This window comes from Bradyrhizobium sp. th-b2, from assembly GCF_000426785.1.
Classification (GTDB): domain Bacteria; phylum Pseudomonadota; class Alphaproteobacteria; order Rhizobiales; family Xanthobacteraceae; genus Bradyrhizobium; species Bradyrhizobium septentrionale.
The window spans coordinates 78,625-102,578 of sequence record NZ_AUGA01000021.1 but is presented as its reverse complement, the minus strand read 5'-3'; the positions used below and the strand labels follow the sequence as shown (position 1 = coordinate 102,578).

Sequence of the window (23,954 nt, the reverse complement as noted above, 5' to 3'; positions counted from 1 at the left end):
CACGCCTATATTCCGGCGTTTTTCACGAGAGGTGAGAATGCTCCGACCCGTCCGCTTTGCTGCCCTATCCGCTCTCTTCACGTTGGCTTTCATCGGGAATCTCGGCCCGGCCGCGGCCCAGGACCGCCGCGTGCCGTCCTCGCAGGCTGAGCTGCAGCTGTCCTATGCGCCAATCGTGCAGCGGGTGCAGCCGGCGGTGGTCAATGTCTATGCCGCCAAGACCGTGCAAAACCGCAATCCATTCCTGGACGATCCTATTTTTCGTCGATTTTTCGGCGTGCCCGGGCAGCAGCCCGAGCAGATGCAGCGTTCGCTTGGCTCCGGCGTGATGGTCGATGGCTCGGGCCTCGTGGTCACAAACAATCACGTGATCGAGGGCGCCGACCAGGTGAAGGTCTCGCTCGCCGACAAGCGCGAATATGAGGCTGAGATCGTGCTGAAGGACAGCCGCACCGACCTTGCGGTGCTGCGGCTGAAGGGGACCAACAAGGAGAAGTTCGCGACGCTGGATTTCGCGAACTCCGACCAGCTGCAGGTCGGCGACGTCGTGCTCGCGATCGGCAATCCGTTCGGCGTCGGCCAGACCGTGACGCACGGCATCATCTCGGCCCTGGCGCGCACTCAAGTCGGGATCACGGATTATCAATTCTTCATTCAGACCGATGCCGCGATCAATCCCGGCAATTCCGGCGGCGCGCTGGTCGACATGACCGGCCGGCTCGCCGGCATCAACACCGCGATCTTCTCGCGCTCGGGCGGCTCGCAGGGCATCGGCTTTGCGATCCCTGCCAACATGGTGCGCGTGGTGGTGGCCTCCGCGAAGGGCGGTGGCAAGAATGTGAAGCGGCCATGGCTCGGCGCGCGACTGCAGGCGGTCACACCGGAGATCGCGGAGACGCTCGGGCTGAAGCTGCCGACCGGCGCGCTGGTCGCCAATGTCGCGCCGAACGGCCCGGCGGCGAAAGCCGGGCTGAAGCTCTCCGACCTGATCGTGGGCATCGACGGCCAGGCGATCGACGATCCCAACGCGTTCGACTACCGCTTCGCGACCCGCCCGCTCGGCGGCAGCGCGGAGATCGAGGTGCAGCGCGCCGGCAAGCCGGTGAAGCTCACCGTGCCGCTGGAGACCGCACCCGATACCAACCGTGACGAGATCGTGCTGACTGCGCGCTCGCCGTTCCAGGGCGCAAGGGTCGCCAACATCTCGCCGGCGCTGGCCGACGAGCTGCATCTCGACGCAGGCGCCGAGGGCGTCGTGGTGACCGAGCTCGCCGATGACGGCACCGCCGCCAATGTCGGCTTCCAGAAGGGCGACATCATCCTCGCCGTCAACAACGAGAAGATCGCGCGGACCAGCGACCTCGAGAAGGCATCGAAGACGGGGACGCGGGTCTGGCGCATCACGCTGGTGCGCGGCGGCCAGCAGATCAACGTGACGCTCGGCGGATGAACCCCAAGTGAGCCCAAAGCAACCGCGCGAGGCCAGCAACCTGTTCGCTGCGGCGGGGATGGAGCAGGACGCTCCGCACCCGCTGCCGGACCGGTTGCGCCCGCGCACGCTGGCCGACGTCGTCGGCCAGGATCACATCCTCGGGCCCGACGGTGCGCTGACCCGCATGCTGGAGACGCGCACGCTGGGCTCGCTGGTGTTCTGGGGACCGCCCGGCACCGGCAAGACCACCGTGGCGCGGCTTCTGGCCGACGCCACCGAGCTGCATTTCGAACAGATATCCGCGGTGTTCTCCGGTGTCGCCGATCTGAAGAAGGCGTTCGATGCCGCGCGCGCCCGCCGCGAGACCGGCAAGGGCACGCTGCTGTTCGTCGACGAGGTGCACAGATTCAACCGCGCGCAGCAGGATTCCTTCCTGCCGGTGATGGAGGACGGCACCGTGGTGCTGGTCGGCGCCACCACCGAAAATCCGTCGTTCGAGCTCAACGCGGCGCTCTTGTCGCGCGCCCGCGTGCTGGTGTTTCACTCGCTCGATACCGCCGCGATCGAACGGCTGTTCGCCAATGCCGAGAAGGTCGAGGGCAAGAGCCTGCCGCTCGATGCGGAAGCCCGCGCCGTGCTGGTGCGGATGGCCGACGGCGACGGCCGCGCCTCGCTGACGCTCGCCGAGGAGGTTTGGCGCGCCGCGCGCAAGGGCGAGGTGTTCAACGCCGAGCAGTTGCAGGACATCCTGCAACGCCGCGCGCCGATCTACGACAAGTCGGCCGACGGCCACTACAATCTGATCTCGGCGCTGCACAAGTCGGTGCGCGGCTCCGATCCGGATGCGGCATTGTATTATCTCGCGCGCATGCTCGATGCCGGTGAGGATCCGCTGTTCCTGGCCCGGCGCGTGGTGCGCATGGCGGTCGAAGACATCGGGCTTGCCGATCCGCAGGCGCTGGGTGTCTGTAACGCCGCCAAGGATGCCTATGATTTCCTGGGCTCACCTGAAGGCGAACTCGCGATCGCGCAGGCCGTGGTCTATCTCGCCACCGCGCCGAAATCGAACGCGGTCTACAATGCGTTCGGCTCGGCGATGCAGACCGCGAAGCAGGGCGGCTCGCTGCTGCCGCCAAAGCACATCCTGAATTCGCCGACCAAGCTGATGAAGTCGGAGGGCTACGGCTCCGGCTATCAGTATGATCACGACATGCCCGATGCGTTCTCCGGCCAGGACTACTTCCCGGAAGCGCTGGGCCGCCAGACTTTTTACGATCCGCCCGACCGAGGCTTCGAACGCGAGATCCGCAAGCGGCTGGATTACTGGGACAGGCTGCGCAAGGAGCGGGGCGGCTAGCGCTTCACTTGACGCTCTTCACGAACTCCATGATCTCATCCGTCAGCCGTGTGTCTGACGTGTTGATCGCATAGACCTCCGACATGTGGCTGTGCTGCGGCAGCATGAAGCTGCGGGCGCAGCCGCTCGGCCGCTTGCAGCTGGCCTGCTTCATGAGTTCGAATTGCTCCACGAAGCGCGGCGGATCGAGCTCGGCCGCGGTGATCAGGAACGGGATCGGGCTCGCAACCAGGCCTTGCAGCGAGGAGCGTTCGGCGTAGCGCGACGAGTCGGAGCCGTAATAGGCGAGCTCGGCGTCGCCGGCCGGCGAGGCTGTCAGATCGTAGATGCCGGACACCATGATCGCGCCGGGGAGGCCGCCGCCCTTCACCTTGTGAAATTCGGCATGCGAGACATAGCTTGCGACATGGATGGCACCGGCCGACTGGCCCATCAGGAAGATGCGTTCGGGTTTGCCGCCGCGGGGCGCGATGTTCTCCGCGACCCATTGCACGATCGCGCCGATGTCTTCCGTGCCGGCCGGCCAGGGAAACGCCGGCGCCAGGCGATAGGTGGCGTTGACGCCGACAAAGCCGTTCTTGGCGGCCCACAACATGACGTTGTCGTAGAACGGACTGCCGGGCGTGCGCTTGTTGCCGGCAATGAGGCCGCCGCCGTGGATGTAGATCAGCACCGGGCGTGGCGGCGACGCTGTGTCCGGCGTGAAGACGTCGAGCAGATGGCGATCGGCGAGGCCATACTTGACGTCGCGCTCGACCTTGACGCGCTGATAGGGCTCCCTCTGTTGCAGCGGTGCGTAGAGCGCGGCCGTCTTGGGCATCTCGACGACGCGGCCGAGTTCCAGGAGCTTCCAGGCCAGATCTTCCGGCATCGGGCTCTCCTGGGCCAGCGCCGGGCCTGACAGCATCAGGGCCGCCGCCAAAGCCGATACCGCCAGTCTCATTCCAGGGCTCTCCGTCGCTTGCCGCGTGCGGCCGAAACTGGCCGTGTTGCGCGGGATTTATACCGATTTCGCCGTGACGATTCGCGGCATTTGCGCTACCCAACGGCTTAACTTCGGAGTTGCAACCCCATGAGCCGCCGCGTCAAGAGACCCCTCCGCCCCGCTGCCGACCGCGCCAAGGGCGCGCGTCCCAAGGGTGCGCGTCCCCATCGCGGCTCGGCGGCCGAGCGGGGGCCGGCGCATCGTCCGGGCGGCAAGCCAGCGGTGCGGCTTGGCGACAAGCAGCGTGCGCCGAAGCCGTTCGTGCCTGAGCCCGAGAAGCATGTCGCCGAGCCACCGCCGCTACCGACCAAGGTGCAGACCGTGGTTGTGACGGCGGACGAGAACAACATGCGGGTCGACCGCTTTCTCGAGGCGCGTTTCCCCGGCCTGTCCTTTTCCCACATCCAGCGCATTGTTCGTAAGGGCGAGTTGCGCGTCAACGGCAAGCGCGCCGACAGCAAGGACCGGCTGGAAGAAGGCCAGAGCGTCCGCATTCCGCCGCTAAAGCTCGATACGCCGAAGGCCGCGGCCAGCCTCTCCGAAGCCGCCAAGAAGACCCTTCAAGACCTCAAGGACATGACCCTGTTCGAGGACGCCGACGTGATGGTGCTGAACAAGCCTGCAGGTCTGGCGGTTCAGGGCGGCTCCGGTATCACGCGCAATGTCGACGACATGCTGGAGGTGATGCGCGACGCCAAGGGGCAGAAGCCGCGGCTGGTGCATCGGCTCGACCGGGAGACCTCGGGCTGCCTGCTGATCGCCAAGACGCGTTTTGCCGCGACCGCTCTGACCGGCTCGTTCCGCCATCGCTCGGCGCGAAAGATCTACTGGGCGCTGGTCGCCGGCGTGCCGAAGCCGAAGCAGGGCCGCATCTCGACCTACCTCGCCAAGGAGGAGAGCGAGGAGGACAGCATCATGCGGATCGCAGCGCATGGCGACGAGGGCGCGAGCCACGCCGTGACCTATTATGCCGTGGTCGAGACCTCGGCGACCAAGCTCGCCTGGGTGTCGCTCAAGCCGGTGACCGGCCGCACCCATCAATTGCGCGCCCACATGGCGCATATCGATCACGCGATCGTGGGCGATCCAAAATACTTCAACAAGGAGAACTGGCAGCTGCCCGGCGGCCTGCAGAACCGGCTGCATCTTCTGGCTCGCCGCATCGTGATTCCGCATCCGCGCGGCGGCGTGATCGATGCCACCGCGCCGCTGCCGCCGCACATGCTGCAATCCTGGAATCTGCTCGGGCTCGAGGCCGACCGCTTCGACCCGATCGAGAACGCGCCCGAGGAGTGACGGGCGGGCGCCCGCAAATCCGTTTCAGACAGCAAGAACGATCAAACCGCGCCGCGCGCAGCCTCTATCTTGCCGCGCGCCGGCCGTTGCCGGCGTGCAATCTTGAAAGGGGCTGTCCATGATCGGGACCTGGCTACGCGTCGCGCTTGTTGTTGTTGGCTCGGTTCTCGCCTCAGTGGCGGTGCATGCCGAGACCGTCGTGCTGCGCGGCGGCAGCGTTTACGCCTCGCCCGATGTGGCCGCGCTGCCGGATGCGGTGGTCGTGACGACCGACGGCGTCATCAGCGCGGTCGGCAAATCAGGCGATGTCCAGGTGCCCGCGGATGCGCGCGTGATCGATTGCAGCGGCAAGACCATTGTTGCCGGGTTCTGGAACAGCCATGTGCATTTCACGCAGAACTCCTGGCGCAATGCCGGTGCTGCGCCCGCTGCGGCGCTGACGCAGCACATGCAGGAGATGCTGACGCGTTGGGGCTTCACCACGGTCTGGGATCTCGGCTCCGATCCGGGCAACACGCTCTCGCTGCGCCGGCGCATCGCGGCGGGCGAGGTCGCCGGTCCCAACATTCTGCTGGCCGGCAATGTCTTCCCCAAAGGCGGTCATCCTGTGTACCTGCCGCCCGAGCTGCAGCTTCCGGAAGCTGCGACGCCGGAGGAGGCTGCGAAGTGGGCGCGCGACTGGCTCGCGATGGGCGAGGACGGCATCAAGCTGTTCACCGGCGCGTTCATGGGCGACAAGCCGGTCGTGAACATGGATCCGGCGATCGCCAAGGCGGCCGTCGATGCGGCGCACGCGCAGGGCAGGCGGGTGTTCGCCCACCCGCAGAACAAGATCGGCGTCGAAACGGTGATCGTAGCTGACGTCGATGTGCTTGCGCACACCACGCCGGGCGAGCGCGCCTATAGCGAGGACCAGCTGGCGCGGTTCAAGGCGCAGGGGACTGCGCTGATCCCGACGCTGGCGCTGTTCACCACCGTCGTGCTCGATCCCAACGTCACCAACCGTATGGTGGCCGCGACCGTCAACCAGCTCAAGCAGTTTTCGGAGAATGGCGGCACGGTGCTGTTCGGCACCGATGTCGGCTTCACCACGCAATACGACACCACGCAGGAATATGAGCTGATGCATCGCGCACTGTCGGAGCGTCAGGTGCTGGCCTCGCTGACCACAAATCCGGCCACGTTCTTCAAGGCCGCGAAGAAGGGCCGGGTGGAGCAGGGTTTTGACGCCGATCTCGTGGTGCTCGACGGCGATCCGCTCAGCGACGTCGGCAATCTCGCGAAGGTGAGCACCACCATCCGCGCGGGTCATGTGATCTATCGGAAGCCGTGATGGCTGGCCGCAGAACGCACTGCAGTGCAACGCGAGCACCTGCTACGATGCGCATCGTGCCTTGCCGGCATAACTGCGGGTGACGGTGGAGGAACTCCCCGCCGCAGGTGCGCGCTGCCAAAATATCGAAAACAACCCCATGCAAAGTAGCTGGCGGCTGCCGGCGTTCGACAAGGCAACTTGACACGTCGGGCAAATCAGGGATAAATTTCCAATATACCGAAATGCGCAAGCGTCCCCTCGACCGCAATGGCGTGCTCGCCAGTTGCGATTGCGGCCGAGTCCCCACAATTGAAATTGCCCCGGCTGGGTCGGTCTATTTCGCCGGAAGGCTATCCAAACGGGCCAGTTTGATTTCGTCTCATGATCTTGAGCGTGAGCAAGACCGCCCCGAGCACAAGAAACAGCAGGCCGACGACAATTGTGCTGGTGGATTCGAATGTCACACCCACTGCTGTCAGCAGGCAGCCAAGAACGATAGCAAAGAGCCCACCCAGCTTCTTTACCAGCAGAAGCTGTCCGTCGCTTGCGCGCGCCACCATGATCAACCTCACCATTCAAGTGATGCGGTCATTGCCGCCATCGCCGCGGGCCGGTGTTGTTTGGACAGGCGGCGGGCTCACATCCGCACGCGGCCATGGTACTCTCGAGCGCCAGCGATGGGAATCTCGTTGATGGCCCGATGACTTCTCTTTGATTCAATTGCGCATCTGATTGGGCAATGCTGCTTACCTGATAGCGCCGGAGCACCGCAGGGACAGATTGAACGGCGCATCTCGCAACGCGGCAATTCCGCGACAAGCAATGCATTCAGCACATTTGTCGTAAAGTGTTCTGGACCAGCACAAACACTGCAAGCGCCGTCAGAGCGGGTCGTTGACACCATGTTTTTTTGAGCGCCTACTTCTGGTTGCCGACTAGAGGACCTGAAACAACAAGGTCGAAATCGGGAAGGAAAGCCAATGTGGCCACCTTCGATCGCTGAACAGGCGGACCGGCCTTACATCTCGACGGGGCACTTGCCCGATCCCGAGATGGTGCAGGAGCTGGTTTCCCAAGCTCATCTGCGCTTCAAGTCGAACAGCGAAGGCACCAATTCGCAGGTTTATCCGGCCCTGGCCAGGGTGCCGAGTGAACTGTTCGGCATCTGCGTGGCCGGTGCCAGCGGGCGCATCTACGGTGCCGGCGATATCGAATACGAATTCTCGATCATGAGTGTGTCGAAGCCATTCGTGTTCGCGCTGGTGTGCGAGGCCATCGGCCCTGAAGAGGCGCGCGCAAGACTGGGCGCGAATGCGACCGGGCTGCCGTTCAATTCGCTGGCGGCAATCGAGCACGGGGCCGGGCGCACCAACCCGATGGTGAACGCAGGTGCGATCGCGACCACCAGCCTCGTTCCGGGTGCGAGCGCGGAAGAGCGATGGCGGTTGATCCATGACGGCCTTTCACGCTTTGCCGGTCGCAAGCTCCCGCTCAACGAGGAAGTCTACGCGTCGGCCTCAAAGACGAATTTTCGCAATCGAAGTATCGCACGGCTGCTGGAGAGCTATGACCGGATCTACTGCGACGCTCGACAGGCGACCGATCTCTACACCCGGCAGTGCTCCCTCAATGTGAGCGCCAGGGATCTCGCCGTGATGGGCGCGACGCTGGCTGACGGCGGGGTGAATCCAGTCACGCGGCAGCGGGTGGTCGATGCGGCCGTGTGCCACTATGCGTTGGCCGTCATGGTCACGGCTGGGCTGTATGAGACGTCGGGCGACTGGCTGTACGACATCGGTCTGCCCGGCAAAAGCGGCATCGGTGGCGGTATCGTTGCGGTGTCGCCGGGAAAAGGTGGTTTCGGCACCTTCGCCCCGCCACTGGATGCGGCCGGCAACAGCGTGCGAGGGCAGCTCGCCGCGAAGTTCCTGTCGCAAAGACTGGGCATGGATCTGTTCGTGTCCCAACCGGACGAGTGAAACAAGATGCTCTGAGGATCGGTAGGGCCGTGGCTCGATCGATCGCAACGCCAGGCAGGTTGGAGGACGCGATGGCAACGCAAGCTATCTCGATCGGCGACGTTCATCAGGAAGAGCGTGCATCATGGGTGCCCATGATCGCGATTGCGTTCGGTCAGATGATCATGTCGTTCAATGTCGCGTCGTTGCCGGTTGCCATGGGGGGAATGGTGGCCAGCTTCGGCGTGCCCCCGACCACGGTCGCGACCGGAATCGTGGCCTACTCGATGCTGGTGGCCGGGTTCGTGATGCTCGGCGCGAAACTCGCCCAAAGGTTCGGGGCGGTGCAGGTCTTTCGCGTTGCCGTCGTGCTCTTCATGATATCTCAGATCGCGATGACGTTCAGCCCCACGGCGTCGGTGATGATCTCCGCTCAGGCGCTTTGCGGCGCTGCGGGCGCGGTGATCGTGCCTTCGTTGGTGGCGCTGATTGCCGAGAATTATGCCGGACGCCAGCAAGCGACGGCCCTTGGTGCGCTTGGCTCGGCGCGGGCTGCCGCCGGCGTGCTGGCTTTTGTCGTCGGTGGGTTGCTCGGCACCTATATCGGCTGGCGCCCCGCGTTCGGAATTCTCATTGCTGCTTCGGCGATCGCTTTCGCTCTGAGTTTCCGTCTGCGGCCCGACCGCGGTCGCCCGGATGTTCAGATTGATCTGATCGGCGTCGCCCTTGCCGCGAGCGCAATCATCTTCATCAGTTTCGGGTTCAATAATCTGAACGGTTGGGGGGTGATCCTGGCGACGCCTAACGCGCCGTTCGACTTGCTGGGCGTTTCGCCCGCACCGGTCCTGATCGTGCTTGGCATTGTACTCGGGCAGGCATTCCTGATGTGGACGCATCGGCAGCAGGCCGCAGGGAAGACGCCCCTGCTGGCGTTGGAAGTGATCGACTCTGCAGAGGAAAGGTGCGCCGTCTACGCGCTGTTCGCAGTCGTGGCGCTCGAGGCTGCCCTGAACTTTACCGTGCCGCTCTACATCCAGATCGTGCAGGGACGTTCGCCAATTGCGACTGCGATCGCGATGATGCCCTTCAATCTGACCGTTTTTCTGTCGGCGATGCTGATTGTCAATCTCTACGAGAAACTGACGCCTCGCCAGATCGGACGCTTCGGCTTTGGCCTCTGCACCGTCGCGTTGCTATGGCTCGCGTTCGTCGTGCGCAACGACTGGAGCGAGTTTCCCGTTCTCTTTGGACTCGTGCTGTTCGGCATTGGCCAGGGCTCCCTGGTGACGCTGCTGTTCAACGTTCTGGTCACGTCCTCACCCAAGGCGTTGGCCGGGGACGTCGGGTCTCTGCGCGGCACCACACAGAATCTGGCGGCTGCAGTCGGCACCGCGGTTGCCGGAGCTCTTCTCGTCGGTCTGTTGAGTACGATCGCGCTCGGCAGGATCGCGGCCAGTCCGGTGCTGACCAAGGAGCTTCAGAGTCAGGTCGATCTCGGCAACATCACTTTCGTCAGCAATGACCGGCTGCGCAGTGTGCTCGAAGGCACCAGCGGTACGCCGCAGCAGGTCGAGGAAGCGGTGCGGGTCAACACCGAAGCGCGTCTGCGTGCGTTGAAGATCGGATTGTTGATCATGGCCGGCCTCGCCTTGCTCGCAGTCATTCCCGCGGGCCGGCTGCCGGATTACCGGCCGGGAGAAATACCGGACGACGGAGCGACAGGCGGGGGCGAGCGATCGGCCTAGTTGGGATGCGCCGCAGCTGCCTGGGATCGAGGAGGATGACATGGCTACCTATGAGAACAGTTCCACGATGCTCCGCGGCCTGCCTGGCCCGCCGTTATGGGTGTGCGTGCTGCTTGGGCTCGTCATGATCGCCGCGGGCCTTCTGGTCTTGGGCGATGTCGTGCTCTTCACCGTGATCAGCGCCATCTTCATCGGCTGGACGGCCATCGTCGCCGGCGCGTTCGAAATCCTGCACGCGTTCTGGACCAAGGGCTGGGGCGGATTCGTGTGGCAGCTTCTGCTCGGGGTCCTCTACCTTGCATGTGGAATCGTCCTGCTGAGCCAGCCGGTGACGAGTGCGCTGATCCTGACCTATGTCCTCGGTCTCTCGCTGTTGGTCTCCGGGGTTGTGCGTATGCTGGTCGGCATCGGCCATTGGCAGCAGTCCGGCTGGATCATGCTGGCCTCCGGGCTGTTTGGCGTCCTGGCAGGCCTCGTCATTCTGACCGGGTTTCCGGCAACCGGGCTGTGGGTGCTCGGGTTGCTGCTGGGGATCGATCTGCTGTCTCATGGCGTCGGATGGCTGACCTACGCTTTGCAGCCTGCTGCCAGAGCAGCCCGGTAGGCCGTCAATCCCTTCCAGCCGCAATCTGGTCGGCCCCTCGTACACAGCGAGATCAATGATAATCTCGAGCGATGTGCCATAGGCGGAGCGTGGACATGTCAGATTTGAGCAAAAGCTTCGGGGTGCCTGCACTGATCGCCTCGATTGGGTTGAGCCTTCTTGGCTCGCTGCCTGCGCAAGCTCAGCAGGATACTGGCGTGCTGTTCCAGAATGTCCGCGTCTTTGATGGCAAGAATGGCGCGCTCTCCGGGCCGTCGAATGTGCTGATCCGGAACAGCAAGATCGAGAAGATTTCGACTGCGGCGATCACGGCCGACGCGCAGGTGATCGCCGGCGACGGACGGGTGCTGATGCCCGGGCTGATCGACGCGCATTGGCATGCGATGCTGGTACGCCCGACGCCGGCGGCTGCGATAGCCGGTGATGTCGGCTACACCAATCTCCTTGCGGCCGCGGAAGCAACGGCCACGCTGATGCGCGGCTTTACCACCGTTCGCGACATGGGCGGGCCGGCCTTTTCCCTCAAGCGGGCGATCGACGAGGGGCTCGTCGCCGGTCCGCGCATCTACCCGTCCGGTGCCATGATCACCATCACCAGCGGCCATGGCGACTTCCGGCAGCTGTCCGAACTGCCCAGAACGATCGGCGGCATGCTCAGCCGCATGGAGAGGATAGGCGGCGCCATGGTCGCGGACAGCCCCGATGAGGTACGTGTGCGCGCGCGCGAGCAGCTCATGCAGGGGGCTACGCAGGTCAAGCTCACCGCGGGCGGCGGGGTCGCGTCGCCATTCAGTCCGCTCGATGTGTCCACGTTCACTGAACCGGAGTTGCGCGCCGCGGTCGAAGCTGCCGAGAACTGGGGGACCTATGTAGCGGTACACGCCTATACATCGGTCGCGATCCAGCGATCGATCGCGGCGGGAGCCAAATGTGTCGAGCACGGTCACCTGATGGACGACGCGACGGCCCGCCTGATGGCCGAGAAGGGAATTTGGCTGAGCACCCAGCCCTTCGTCGATCTGTCGGGCGCCAGCGCCCTTGGGCCTGCGGAGCAGGACAAGATGCGACAGGTCGTTGCCGGCACCGACAGGGTCTACGGCTTTGCGAAGAAGTACAAATTGAAGACGGCATTCGGCACCGACGTCTTGTTCTCGAAGGCGCTTGCTGACCGGCAAGGCGCCATGCTGACGACGCTCACGCGATGGTATACGCCGGCCGAAGCGCTCACGATGGCGACATCGACGAATGCCGAATTGCTCGGTCTGTCCGGGCCTCGAAATCCGTATCCAGGCAGGCTAGGCGTGGTGGAGGAAGGCGCGCTGGCCGACCTTCTGTTGGTCAACGGCGACCCGATCGACAACATCAAGCTGATAGAAGACCCGGCAAAGAACTTCCTGGTCATCATGAAGGATGGGAAGGTCTACAAGAATCTTCTTGGTGGTGACCGGAGCAAATAGACAGAGCAGGCCCGGCTTTGCGTCAAAGCATCAGCTTGTAGCCGATGTGGCTGCCGGTGAATCCCAGCCGCTCATAGAAGCGGTGCGCATCGGGGCGCGCCTTGTCGGTCGTGAGCTGCACGAGGTTGCAGCCTCTCGCCCTGCATTGCGCGATCGCCCATTCGAACATCTGCTGGCCGACGCCTGAACTCCGGTGCGTCTCCGCAATCCGGACCGCTTCGATCTGCCCGCGCCAGGCGCCCAGCCGCGCCAATCCGGGGATGAAGGTGAGTTGCAGCGTGCCGATCACCTCGTCATCCGCGGTCGCCACGACCAGCAGCTGGTTGGGATCGGCGAGGATGGTATCGAATGCATCGATATATCTTGGGTTCGGCGGCGAGCTCGCATCCTCGCGCTGCTGCCCCAGGACGTCGTCGGCGAGGAGCGCAATGATCGCCGGCAGGTCGGCGCGTCGAGCCTGGCGGAAAGCGATTGATGTCATTGAGCAGGATTTCCACAGAGACGAAGTCGGACACCTTACAGGCTCGCGCAGGCTATGGACATCCAGCTGGGTGAAAATGAAATCCGCCGGCCTTTCGGGCCGGCGGATTGGTGTGTCGCGAGGTGCGGTCGTCAGTGGTCCCAGCCGCCGCCGTGATCCCAGCCGCCGCCATGATGATGGTCGCCGCCGTCGAAGTCGAAGAAGTCGAAGAGATCGCTGAGCGCCGGGCTGTTGACCGGAACATAGGGATTATTGGGCGCCGCAACCGGGTTCGGGAAGTTGTCGCGGCTGCGATGGGTGATCGGCTGCAGGTCCCAGTTCCGCTCGATGAATTTGACGATCGAGACGTGATCGGCATATTCATGCGAGATGTGGCCCTGCCGCGCGAACGGCGACACCACGATCAGCGGAATCCGCGTGCCGTCGCCGAAGTAATCGAGCGGCTGCACATAGCCTGAGTCGAAGTAGCCGCCACCCTCGTCGAAGGTGATGAAGATCGCGGTATCCTTCGCATAGTCGGAGGCCTCGACCTGGTCGACGATCTTCTTCGTGAAGCCCTCGAACAGGTTGAGCTTGGACGACGACGGGTGACCGTCGGTGAAGCCGCTCGGCTTGACGATCGAGACCGCCGGCAGCGAATGCTTGGAGAGGTCGGAGTACAGGTCAGACGAGTCCTTGATATGGGCTGCGACCTGGTCCGGGTGCGACATGATCGAGGTGTCGTACTGGAACGGGTTGCAGATGTTGCAATACTCGTCCGCGTTCGGACCGGCCACGCCCCAGTTGAGCTGGTAGGGATCGTTGACGTAGTTGTTCCACTGGTCCCCGTAATACTTCCAGGAGATGCTGCGCTCGTTCAGGCTGTCGCCGATGCTCTTGCGGGTCGACGGCGGGATCGTGAACGCCGTGTTGGACGGATTGGTGTCGGTGTAGGCGTTCTTGCCGTTGCCGAAATAACCCGGATTGTAGTTGTTCAGGAGATAGTAGTGGCCCGGTTCGCAATTCGCGTTGATCCGGAGCCCCTTCAGATAGTCCAGGATCGGCTTGACGCCGGGCTGGCTCGGATCCGAGCAGTCGCTGTAGGAACCGCCGCCGGACACCGGACTCGTCTGGTAGGGTGCCGGGAAGCCACCATTGCCGCCGGCGCCGTAGCCGTCCTCGGTGTACCAGTTGTTGGTGCCCGAGGCCGGATTCGGGTTCTCGATCTGATGCACGATGCCGGCGTCAGGCGTGCCGCCGAACACCTGCGTGCCATTCGGCGGCACGGCGGCGTTGCCATAGGTGTCGCTGAAATAAAGCATGTCGGCATGACCGAACATGATGTGGTTGGCACCGGTGCCGCCGTTGACGGACTGGTGGAAGTTGTCGCTCATCGCGTATTTCTGCGCGAGAGACGTGAAGTACGGCACGTCGCCCTTCTGCACATTGTAGAAGCCGAGCGCCGTCGAACCTTCGCCCGTGGTCGTCGCCGTCGGCGAATAGTCCGTCGAGAAGTTGGAGGGCTGCGCCGCGCCGTTTGCGCCGGCGCCGACGGTCACCTCGACCCAGGCGAACAGATTGCCGCCGCAGCCCGACGGATTGTCGCGGCTGGCCGCCGAGTGGTTGCAGTTCAGCTGCTGCCACATCTGGTAGAAGCGATGCACCGGGCTTGCCGAATAGGTGTCGTAGGGCATCGTGTCGCTGTTGGTGAGCTGGAACGGACCGGCCGGCAGCGCGCTCACATTGGTGATGCGTGCGTCGGGGGTCGCCGACGTCTGACCGGTGCCGCCGGTCAACAGGTATTGGTAATACTCGGACGGCAGGCCGGATTCTGATTGCTGCGCCAGCGCAAGCGACGCCTCGCAGCTGGTGATCGGCGAGCTGCCGCATTTGTTGGGGATGTAGGAGACCTTGGGGCCGCCGACCAGCGGAGCCGGCAATTGATCCCTGGGGAAGTTCTGCTTCGGTGGGCTCAGCAAGAACGCATCGTTCAGGCCGGTATCGGTCGCGGCTTGCTGATGCGCCTTTTCGAAGTTAGGCCCGGGGATCGCGTTCTTGTTGTGATCGAGCTTGACGATGCCCTGCGAGAGCAGGTTGAACACGCTCTCCTCGTGCCGCTCAGGCACATAGGTCGCGAACACGTGGTCGAAGCTGCGGTTCTCGCCGATGATGACGATCACGTGCTTGATCGGCGACCGGGTCTCGTGTCCACCGTGATGGTTCCAGTCCTCCGCCAGCACCGGGCCGGCGGTGAACTGACCTAGCGCAAGCGCGCTGAGGGTAAGGCGGCATCCCTGCAGCCAACGTGACCTGTGCTTGTCGCGCATTAAAGCTCTCCTTTTTGCAGATTAGGCGGTTTGGTGGAACTTGCAGTGTCTCGCGGCACGACCTTGATCCGTCCCATCATGCCGCCGTCCTCATGTTCGAGGACGTGACAGTGGTAGACAAAGGTGCCAACGATGCTGGGATCGCGAAAATCCATGCGCAGGCGCACGCTCGGATACTTCAGCATCCGGCCGTTGTAGTAGGGCACATTGACGGTATCGCGCAGGAACGGCTCGTTGACGGCGACGCCGGACCAGTCGAGCAGCTGGAAGTGAAGCTGGTGGATGTGGAAATCATGCAGCTCCATCGAGCGGTTCTCGATGATCCAGTCCTCGACGTCGCCCTGCCGCACGGTGACGTCGGGAATATCAGATTGCGGATCGAACGGCTTCGGCGTCTCTCCGTCGAGGGTCATGAAGAACTTGGTCGGGCTGTTCGGGTCGTTCGGGTTCTCCGGCTGCTCGGAAAAGAACAGTTTTCTGACGCGCACTGGTGCGACGTCGCCGACCCACGGTCGGTCCGGTTTCCGCAGCGGCTCGGCGTGCGCGGGCAGAGCGGCCTGCGGTTCGCTCGCATTGACTGAGGTCGTGATGGCCACGAGCGCGCGGTTGGGGTCGTTCTCGCCGGCGGGCCCGGTGTCGACCGCGCGCGTCACCAGCAAGGCCTGCGCGCCGGCCGGCGGTCCTTCGACGATGAATTCGGCGCGCGCGCCCGGCGGCAGGCCGATATGGTTGACCCATTGCACCGAGGGCGACGGGCTGCCCTCGAACTGCAACGGCACCCCATCGAGCCCGACGATGCCGATCTGCTGCGGCGCGCGGCCGACCAGCAAAGCCAGGTTGAGATAGGTGATCGCGGACGCGTTCAGCACGCGCCAGAGCTGCCGCTCGCCCGGCTTCATCGTGAGCCCGGCCGGCGGATAGTTCGGATAGGGCACCGGCACGAAGTTGACGGAGAGATCCTTCGACGGCTTGCCGAATCCGGTGCCGGAATTGGCGACGTCGCCATCATTGTCGAGCTGGCTCTTGGTCATGACCGGCTCGAATTTCGACGGCGGTGCATCCGGATTGACCAGATCCTGGTCGCGGATCACGAGCACGCGCTCGGGGAGGCCGGCCAGCGACGGATCGGCGCGCTCGATGCCTTCGATGATCAGCGCGCCGGAGGCGCCGCCGAGCACCTGGGTCTTGCTGAAACCGTGCAGATGCGGGTGATACCAATAGAGGCCGGGCGGCGCGTCGTCCGGGATGCGCAGGCGATACTCGAACGGCGCATCGTCGGGCTGGATCGAGGTTTTCAGAACGTCATCCTGGTGGCAGACCGGCGGCACGGTCAGCCCGTGGAAGTGCAGATTGGTCGAAATCGGCGTCATCGCGCCGCTCGCGCAAACGTCGGCTTTCGGTCTCGTCGTGCAGATCGGTGCGCCGGCGAGTGGGCGGTCGATCGCAGGCGTTGCCGTGTCGAGGTCGACCAGGTCGTTCTTGAAATGGATGACCAGCTGATCGCCCGGCCTCACGCGCAACGTCGGCGATGGCTTGCCGTCCGGTGTCAGGTAGCAATAGCGGCTCGTTCCATCCGGCAGCTTCTGATCGTGGATACTGAGGTCGGTTTCGAGCACGCCGTCGCGGCTGCGCAATTCGGCGGGTTCCTCGAGCGCGCTGCCGGGCTCCGGCCGTGCACAAACGTCCTGTTGCGTTCGCGGCGCGTCCTGCAAACCCGTTGCGCCGAGCCAGGCGGTCATGCCGCTCGCAGCAAGCCCGAGGCAAGCCGCAGCGATGACACAACAAGCTGTCGAAAGTCGTCGTGCCACGCCGCCCTGCCAATACGTCGACATAGGCGCGCAAACGCGCAACCGACGCCATGCGTGACGTCAGTCCACGTCTTGCGACCGCAATGGTCGACAAATGCTTCTGTTTGGTATCGGAAGGCTAGCCGCGCGTTGTTGCCGAAATCTGGCAGGTTTTTAACACGCAGATGACAGCTTCTTGCGGCACTTCGACGCAGAACGCGAGCAGGATGTTCAAACTTGCTGAGCGATCAATCGGATGGACCATTCGCCGACGCAATTGCGGAGAAGGCGCGACGCGCCGGCAGCCGTCGGATATTTTTTCGTCGTCGCCGATTCTGTCATGTGCCGTCGTGCCGACGGCGGTTTGGTTCCAGCAAACCGCCGAGGCCGCAATCTCGCGCTACCCCGCGGCGGCCGTCGACAGGAAGTTGGCGTCTTGCTCGACGGGCTCGCCCAGTTCGTTCTCCCATTTTGCAACGACGGCGGTTGCAACGCCGTTTCCGATGACGTTGGTCATCGTCCGTCCCATGTCCAGGAAGGCGTCGATCCCGATCAGCAGGACCAGGCCGCCCGCCGGCAGGCCAAAGGTGGGGAGGGTGGCGGCGGCAACGACAAGCGACGCGCGCGGCACGCCGGCGATGCCCTTGCTGGTGATCATCAGGAGCAGCAGCATCGCGATCTGGGTGGTGAGCGGCATCTCGATGTTGAAGGCCTGTGCGACGAACAGGGCGGCGAAGGTCTGGTACATCATCGAGCCGTCGAGATTGAACGAATAGCCGAGCGGCAGGACGAAGCCGGTGATCCGCTCCGAGACGCCGAACTTCATCAACTGCTCGATCATCTTCGGGAAGGCGGCCTCGCTGCTGGACGTCGAGAACGCGATCATCATCGGTTGCCGGAGCAGGCGGAGCAATTCCTTGATCGACCCGCCGAGCACGACGCTGCCCGCACCGATGATGATCGCCCAAAGCACCACCAGTCCGAAGTAGAAGGCGCTGACGAACTTTCCATAGGTGACGAGGACGCCGAGCCCCTGCGTGGTGATGACCGCGGCCATGGCTGCGAACACGCCGAGCGGCGCAAAGCGCATGACGTAGTCGGTGAACTTCAGCATCACCGGAACGATCTGATCGATCGACCGCGCGATATCAGGGGCAAGCGTGCCTTTGACCGCACTCAGCGCAAAGCCGAAGAACATCGAGAAAACGAGGATCTGCAGCACCTCGTTGCCGGCCATCGCCTGGACGACGCTGATGGGGAAGACGTGGGCGGCGAAATCCTTGACGTTCAAGGCGCTGGTCTGGACATTGGCCGTGGCATTCGCATCGGGCAGCGCAAGACCGAGACCGTGTCCCGGCTGGAGCAGGTTCGCGAGCACCAGCCCGACCGAGAGCGACAGCAACGAGGCGGTGATGAACCAGGCCAGCGATTTGACGGCGATGCGTCCCACCGCACCGCCGCTGGCGCCGAGGCTGGAAATCCCGGAGACGATGGTGGCGAACACCAGTGGTGCGATGATCATCTTGATCATGCGCAGGAAGATGTCCGACACAATCGCGAAATAGCCGGCGATCGCCTTGGCTTGTTCCGGGTTCGCGAGAACGTTGCACGCGTAACCCACGGCGATGCCGAGAAACAGGCTCACCATGATGTACGTGGTCAGCCTGTTCGGGGTCTGGACTTTGCTGCCTGCCTGCATGACGTGATCCTTCGCCACCGGAGAGTAGCGGCATCCGAGCTGTGGCGCGCCGTTCCGGCGTCTCGGAGTGCCGCTAGAGCATGATCCGGGAAAGTGGAAACCGGTTTTCCGACAAGATCATGCTCAAACAAGGAGATTGAACGGAGAGCCGATCCGGCTAACCGAGCTTTGACAGAACGGCCGTACGGGCCTGGCTTGCTGGCGCGTTGCGGGCGCGGATCGCCTCGATGAGGCGGTCGATATCTTCAGTGGTGTTGAACATGGCGAGCGAGACGCGGATGCCGTCGCGCTCGGGCGAGACGCGGATGCCGTTCTGCGTGAAGTAATCCAGCCATTCGGCAGCCGGCAAGGCGATGACATAGATGTGCGGCGCGCGGTGCTGCCGCTCGCGCGGGCCGACCAGACCGACATCGAGCCGATCGAGCCGTTCGATCAGGTAATCGCCGAGATCGAAGCAATGCTGCTGGATCTTCTCGATCCCGACCTGGTTGATGAGATCGATCGCTGCGCCCAGGGCCTGGATGGCCGGAAGGTTGAAATTGCCGAGCTCGAAACGGCCCGCAGTCGCGGGCAGGGCCATGTTGTCCGGCCTGGCGATGAAGTCGAGCGGCGGTTCGGCGAGGCTTGCCGCCGCGAGATAGGCCGGCTCCAGCTCGGTCCGCGTCGCGTCCCAGTAGAGCAGGCCGAGCCCTTGCGGCACGAGCAGGCCCTTGTGCGTGCCGGAGCCGATGAACGTGGCCTTCATGGCCTTGGCGTCGATCGGCACCACGCCGATGCCCTGCATCACGTCCACGACAAAGTAGAGCGAATGCTGCGCGCAGAGTTGGCCGACGCTCTCCACATCGAAGCGATGACCGGCGTGAAAGGTGACGTGCGACATCGAGATCGCGCGCGTCCTGTCGTCGATATGCGGCCGGAAGCTCTCCGCGTCGATGATTTCAGTCATCGGAATGAAGATGATCTCGACGCCCTTCTTTCGCAGGTTGAGGAAGGCGTAGGCGTTGTTGGGATGATCGCCGTGGATCATCAGAACCTTGTCGCCGGCCCGAAGCGGCAGCGCGTTGGCGGCGATGTTCATGCTCTCGGAGGTGTTCTTGGTGAAGGCGATCTCATGCGGCTTGGCCCCGAGGAAAGCAGCAACTTTCGCGCGGGTCTCTTCCAGGCGATTGAGCCAGATCTGCTTGGGGCCCGCATTCTCGAAGCCTTCCCAGAGAAAGCGTTCGTAAGCCTCCTTCACCGGACGGGACAGGGGCGTCTGAAAGCCGCTGTCGAGATAGACCACGTGCTCGGCGGCTGGAAAGGCCTTGCGAACGGCTGATAGGTCGTAGTGCTGGCGCATGATCACTCCGGTGACTCGGGCATGGGCTTTGGGCACGGCAAAACATTCCGCCGGATAGCCGGCGGCGGCGATCAGTGCTGGTGATGGCGAAGTGGCCTTGATGCAGACTTGGAGAGAGCTGCCTCAATCGTGGTCAGCTCAATCAACTGCCCAGAGGATACACAGGATTTGCCCGAGATCGAGTTCAAATTCAAAAAATGAGAGTATTCATTCCGAAAAGTGAGAATCTATCAGGTCTTCTTCATAATCCTGTAGGATGGTTTCGGACAGCAGCGCTGCCGCCTCCTGCAATGGAGCGATGAAGGCATCGAGCCCTGCGAAGCCGACCCGCGCGGCAGGCACTGAAACGCCCAGGCATGCGATCAGATCGCCGGCCGGCGAGACGATCGGCACGGCGCAACCCACGACACCCTGCACGAATTCCTCGTTGGTCTTCGCCCAGCCTCTGCGCCGTGTCTCGTCAAGCAAAGCCAACAACGCGTCGGGGTCGGCAATCGTCGTCGGCGTGTAGCGGACGAGGGGGAGCGATTTGACCAGCCGCTCGCGGACCTTCGCGGGCAGCCGGCTCATGTAGATCTTGCCCGTCGACGTACAGTGGAGCGGAGCCGCTTCGCCGGGATTGAACTGCAACGCCTGCTGTTGCTTGGAACGAACGCTGTCGACATAGACCACGACGTTGTCGCGGACGACGCCGATCTCGCATTGTTCGCCGATGCGGTCGGCCACTGCGCTCAGCACAGCGTGGCGGCGCACGGTGCGGAACGCTGCGCCGATCGTCTTGGCGGCCAGCGTCACCAGCTTGCTTCCGACCACGTAGCGCTTGGTCCCGAGCGCCTTCTGGATAAGGCCTCGGGTTTCGAGATTGCCGATCAGCCGATGCGCGGTCGGAAGTGGAAGGGAGAGCGCGGCGGCGATCTCGGCAGCCGACAACGCCTTCTTCTGTTCGGCAACGAAGACCAGGATCGCGATGGCCCGATCCAGCGGCCCGTCGTTGGAACTGTCAGGTTCGTTGGCCACGATCCATCCCTCTGCGTCGATACCGCCCTATAGCTTCTACAGCAACGCAGACGCTTGCCTAGCGCCTGAACTGGGTCAGAAACAGTCGCAACGAATCATGTGGGCTCTCGACATCAGAGATCACCCAGCCGTCGGGACCGTTGACGACGATGAAATTGAGCGTGACCGCGCGGCCCTCATTGTCGAACGTGACAGTCGCATCGGTCCGGTCGAACTGCCTGCGCAGGATCGCGATCGAGATCGGGCCGATCCGCCAGCTCGGGCTCTGCACCAGGAAATCGTAGGGTGCGTCGTGCAGGGCGGTCCAGGCCGCGCGCAGGGGGGAATCGAAGAATTGCCGGGCGGTTTCCTCGTCGCGCGGCAGGCCATTGGAAAACGCCGCGCTGCCCTGTCCGTAATGGGCGTAGACGTTGCGGATCAGCGATTCCGGTGTGCGGAACCCGGCCTCGGCGCCGGCGGCTCCGAAGGCCACCGCAACGAGTGAAAAACCCGCGAGGATATTGACCCGTCCCATCAGCTTTATTTGCCGTTGCTGCTGACATATCTTGCAGGGAAATCCTTCTGAGCGAAAGCCTGCCGGCGTAATGCTGGCTACAGCGGCGCACTCGAAAGCGCAAAATACAACGCAAACAGGAAGCCTGCGACCGTCGGCAGCACGATGACCGATCCACCCTGATGGATCGCTTCCGGGATCATGGCGTGCGCGACGAGGGCAAGTACCGCTCCGCCGGCGACCGCCTGCAAGAAGGTCGAAACCAGCGACGGGGAGTTGCCGATCAGGTCATGCCCCGCCACCGCCGAGACGATGCCGGCGACCACAACGGTCGACCACAGCAACAGCACCGTCCCTGCGCTATACCCTGCCTTGCGAAGTATCGCGGCGCTTGCGGCCGCCTCCGGAATGCCGCCGATGAACATGCCGAGGATGAGGCTGAGCGACAGCGTCTGCATTCCATCGAACTTGGCCCCGATCACAAGGCAACCCGGGATCGTGTCCAGGATGTTGCCCAGCACGATCGCCAATCCCGCGCCATGGCCGGTCTTGACCCGCAACGTGTCCGACTCGCGCCGGGTGAGGTGATGGACGTTGCTGGCGGCGATCGCGGCCCAGGTCGCGGGATTGACCCCACTGGAGCTGAGGTTGCTGATGGCCCGTTTGTGACTGAGGCGCCTGACGGCGGCTTCCAGGTCACGATCTTCGTGGATCAGCCGCTCGAAATCGTCCTTGCCGATCCGCAGCAACTCGGTCGTTATCGTGGCGCGAATCGTCGCGCTGCGTGGATTGCCGGTCAGAAGCGCCATCTCCTCCAGGATCTGGCCCTCCGAAAGCTGCGCGATCGGCTTTTCCGCCGACGAGGTGTTCTCACCGCGATCCGGCAACACGGCGACGTTGCCATGCTTGACGATGTAGAGCGCATCGCCCTTGTCGCCCGCGCGAAACGGGTCGTCGCCTGCGTTCAAGGTCCGTACTTCAATGTACGGCAGCAACGCTTCGATGCGCTCCGGCGGAAGATGGCGCATCAGATCGGATTTGCTGAGCAGTCCGATCAACTCTTGCGAGCTCTTGCGCTTCTGATTGACGGCGAATTCGTAGAAGCGGGTCGGCAGGCGGACCGCCGCGCCGCGCTGCTCGAGGAACATCGCGCCGCAATAGTAGATCACCGCGCCGAGCGCGAAGCCGCCGCCGACGAATTGCCAGGCCTCGGTCCGGCCGAATTGCTGATGCTGGAGGGCATGGACGCTTTCAAGAGCAAGCTCTATGGCGAGCGCACAGATCAGCGAGCCCGCCGCGAAAGCCAGCAGCGTCGCCAGCACACTCTTTGGAATCCGCACCCAGAGACCAAGAAGCGCGCCGAGCATCGTCGATGATGTCGTGACAAAGCCGACGAAGGCCACGGCGGCTATGTCAACAAATCCGGTCATCGGCCCCGAGAATGCTCTCATCGGCACCGTATCGAGCCTGCTTATAGGAAATCGATATGAATCGGCCGGGGTCCGTATAGGCATGACATAGGAGCCTGCAGAATTCAGGTTGCGGGGCGATCATATCTGATGCATCTGGAACGAGACCTGCGGCGCGGACGTTTGTCTGCAGCAGTTCAATCGTGCAGGGAGCGACAGTCTTGAGACAGCGGGCTCGCCTACGACCTGTCGAAATCAATTCCGCGCCGGAGCGCGCCTCGCCGAGCGAGCCTGGCGTAGTGGCAGCGAGCGTCTACGTCAGCGGGCGACGGGTTTCCGATATTTCGATCGAGGAAGCCGGCGAGTGGTCGAAGAAATCCGGCCATGTGGTCTGGATCGGGTTGCATGAGCCTGACAAGGCACTGCTCGAGCGCGTTGCGGCGCAGCTGGACCTGCACCCCCTGGCGATCGAAGACGCCTCGACTGCACATCAGCAGCCAAAGGTCGAGCAGTACGACGACGCGTTGTTCGTGGTGGCGCGCACCGCGCAAATCGTCGATGACGAGATCGCATTCGGCGAGACGCATATCTTTGTCGGAACCGGCTACGTCGTCTCGGTGCGGCATGGCGCATCGAGCTCTTACAAGGCTGTTCGGGCTCGCTGCGAGTCGTGTCCGGCTTCGCTTTCGCAGGGCGAGGACTACATCCTCTACGCCATCCTGGACTTCATCGTCGACAATTACGGACCCGTTATCGAAAGCGTGCAGATCGAGGCAGACGAGCTCGAAAAGGAAGTGCTGCAGAGGTCGCTCGTCCGGCGGGAATTCGACCGCTTGTACAGGTTGCGGCGGGATCTGCTTAGTCTGCGGCGCGCGGTCGGTCCGGTGGTCAACGTCTGCAAACGGCTTGAGCATGCCGATCTGATCGCGATGGACAAGGAAATGAAGCCGCTGTTCCGCGACGTCCTCGATCATGCCAAGCGGGCCGAAGAGGATATCGATTCGCTCCGCGAAATTCTGGCCTTCGTCTTCGAAGCCAGCATGATGGCCGGACAGGCGCAACAGACGGCGATCACCCGCAGGCTGGCGGCATGGGCCGCGATCCTCGCCGTGCCGACGGCGATTGCCGGCATCTACGGCATGAACTTCGAGCACATGCCGGAGCTGAAGTTGGAGTACGGCTACTACTATGTGCTGGCCGGTATCCTCGGCACCTGCGGTCTGCTCTATGCGCGTTTCAAGCGTGATGGCTGGCTTTAGCCACATCCGCTTCTG

General features: G+C 63.5%; 19 protein-coding genes. 9 read left to right on the top strand and 10 right to left on the bottom strand.

Going from position 1 to position 23,954, the window contains the following annotated elements:
- Positions 1–37 precede the first annotated feature (37 nt).
- Entirely contained in the window at positions 38–1,450 is a 1,413-nt protein-coding gene (locus tag K359_RS0124740) for a DegQ family serine endoprotease (RefSeq protein ID WP_029081744.1), read from the top strand.
- Positions 1,451–1,457: 7 nt separating this feature from the next.
- Positions 1,458–2,789: a replication-associated recombination protein A gene (locus K359_RS0124735; protein ID WP_029081743.1), complete on the top strand. Its 1,332-nt coding sequence runs from the start codon at positions 1,458–1,460 to the stop codon at positions 2,787–2,789.
- Positions 2,790–2,793: 4 nt separating this feature from the next.
- On the opposite strand, the gene K359_RS0124730 is transcribed toward K359_RS0124735, so the two are convergent.
- The gene (locus tag K359_RS0124730) at positions 2,794–3,732 is read right to left on the bottom strand and encodes an alpha/beta hydrolase (protein ID WP_029081742.1); all 939 of its coding nucleotides are present in this window, start codon (positions 3,730–3,732) and stop codon (positions 2,794–2,796) included.
- A 129-nt stretch (positions 3,733–3,861) separates the two neighbouring features.
- Between K359_RS0124730 and K359_RS0124725 the strand changes: the two genes are divergently transcribed.
- Positions 3,862–5,070: an RluA family pseudouridine synthase gene (locus K359_RS0124725; RefSeq protein WP_029081741.1), complete on the top strand. Its 1,209-nt coding sequence runs from the start codon at positions 3,862–3,864 to the stop codon at positions 5,068–5,070.
- A 118-nt stretch (positions 5,071–5,188) separates the two neighbouring features.
- On the top strand, positions 5,189–6,403 hold the full coding sequence (locus K359_RS0124720; RefSeq protein ID WP_051346358.1) for an amidohydrolase family protein: 1,215 nt from the start codon (positions 5,189–5,191) through the stop codon (positions 6,401–6,403).
- Between the two features lie 332 nt (positions 6,404–6,735).
- Here the strand turns inward: K359_RS0124720 and K359_RS0124715 are convergent, their stop codons facing one another.
- Complete coding sequence (locus K359_RS0124715) at positions 6,736–6,945, bottom strand: hypothetical protein (RefSeq protein WP_029081739.1); 210 nt, start codon at positions 6,943–6,945, stop codon at positions 6,736–6,738.
- 420 nt (positions 6,946–7,365) lie between these two features.
- Between K359_RS0124715 and glsA the strand changes: the two genes are divergently transcribed.
- The 4 genes from glsA to K359_RS0124695 all read left to right on the top strand — a co-directional run bounded on the left by glsA (position 7,366) and on the right by K359_RS0124695 (position 12,149).
- Positions 7,366–8,364, top strand: coding sequence for a glutaminase A (glsA, locus tag K359_RS0124710; RefSeq protein ID WP_051346357.1), 999 nt, complete (start codon positions 7,366–7,368; stop codon positions 8,362–8,364).
- 71 nt (positions 8,365–8,435) lie between these two features.
- Complete coding sequence (locus tag K359_RS0124705) at positions 8,436–10,088, top strand: MFS transporter (RefSeq protein WP_029081737.1); 1,653 nt, start codon at positions 8,436–8,438, stop codon at positions 10,086–10,088.
- Positions 10,089–10,128: 40 nt separating this feature from the next.
- Positions 10,129–10,692, top strand: a complete 564-nt coding sequence (locus K359_RS0124700) for an HdeD family acid-resistance protein (RefSeq protein ID WP_029081736.1) — start codon at positions 10,129–10,131, stop codon at positions 10,690–10,692.
- A 95-nt stretch (positions 10,693–10,787) separates the two neighbouring features.
- Positions 10,788–12,149, top strand: a complete 1,362-nt coding sequence (locus K359_RS0124695) for an amidohydrolase family protein (protein ID WP_035977008.1) — start codon at positions 10,788–10,790, stop codon at positions 12,147–12,149.
- 22 nt (positions 12,150–12,171) lie between these two features.
- Here K359_RS0124695 and K359_RS0124690 read toward each other — a convergent pair whose 3' ends face one another.
- The 8 genes from K359_RS0124690 to K359_RS0124655 form a co-directional block, all read right to left on the bottom strand.
- Positions 12,172–12,630 (bottom strand): GNAT family N-acetyltransferase, encoded by a 459-nt coding sequence (locus tag K359_RS0124690; protein ID WP_029081734.1) that lies wholly within the window; start codon positions 12,628–12,630, stop codon positions 12,172–12,174.
- Positions 12,631–12,761: 131 nt separating this feature from the next.
- Positions 12,762–14,936 (bottom strand): alkaline phosphatase family protein, encoded by a 2,175-nt coding sequence (locus K359_RS52895; protein ID WP_051346355.1) that lies wholly within the window; start codon positions 14,934–14,936, stop codon positions 12,762–12,764.
- Positions 14,936–16,675: a multicopper oxidase family protein gene (locus K359_RS52890; protein ID WP_051346353.1), complete on the bottom strand. Its 1,740-nt coding sequence runs from the start codon at positions 16,673–16,675 to the stop codon at positions 14,936–14,938. The genes K359_RS52895 and K359_RS52890 overlap by 1 nt, the downstream gene beginning before the upstream one ends.
- Positions 16,676–17,123: 448 nt before the next feature.
- Entirely contained in the window at positions 17,124–18,422 is a 1,299-nt protein-coding gene (locus tag K359_RS0124675) for a dicarboxylate/amino acid:cation symporter (RefSeq protein ID WP_029081733.1), read from the bottom strand.
- A 157-nt stretch (positions 18,423–18,579) separates the two neighbouring features.
- Entirely contained in the window at positions 18,580–19,761 is a 1,182-nt protein-coding gene (locus K359_RS0124670; protein WP_084518499.1) for an aminotransferase class V-fold PLP-dependent enzyme, read from the bottom strand.
- A gap of 207 nt (positions 19,762–19,968) precedes the next feature.
- Positions 19,969–20,778 (bottom strand): IclR family transcriptional regulator, encoded by an 810-nt coding sequence (locus tag K359_RS0124665; protein WP_029081731.1) that lies wholly within the window; start codon positions 20,776–20,778, stop codon positions 19,969–19,971.
- Between the two features lie 58 nt (positions 20,779–20,836).
- Entirely contained in the window at positions 20,837–21,292 is a 456-nt protein-coding gene (locus K359_RS0124660; protein WP_051346352.1) for a hypothetical protein, read from the bottom strand.
- A gap of 77 nt (positions 21,293–21,369) precedes the next feature.
- The gene (locus tag K359_RS0124655; protein ID WP_084518496.1) at positions 21,370–22,785 is read right to left on the bottom strand and encodes a cyclic nucleotide-binding domain-containing protein; all 1,416 of its coding nucleotides are present in this window, start codon (positions 22,783–22,785) and stop codon (positions 21,370–21,372) included.
- Between the two features lie 116 nt (positions 22,786–22,901).
- Between K359_RS0124655 and K359_RS0124650 the strand changes: the two genes are divergently transcribed.
- Positions 22,902–23,939: a magnesium and cobalt transport protein CorA gene (locus K359_RS0124650; protein ID WP_035977005.1), complete on the top strand. Its 1,038-nt coding sequence runs from the start codon at positions 22,902–22,904 to the stop codon at positions 23,937–23,939.
- Positions 23,940–23,954: the final 15 nt, after the last annotated feature.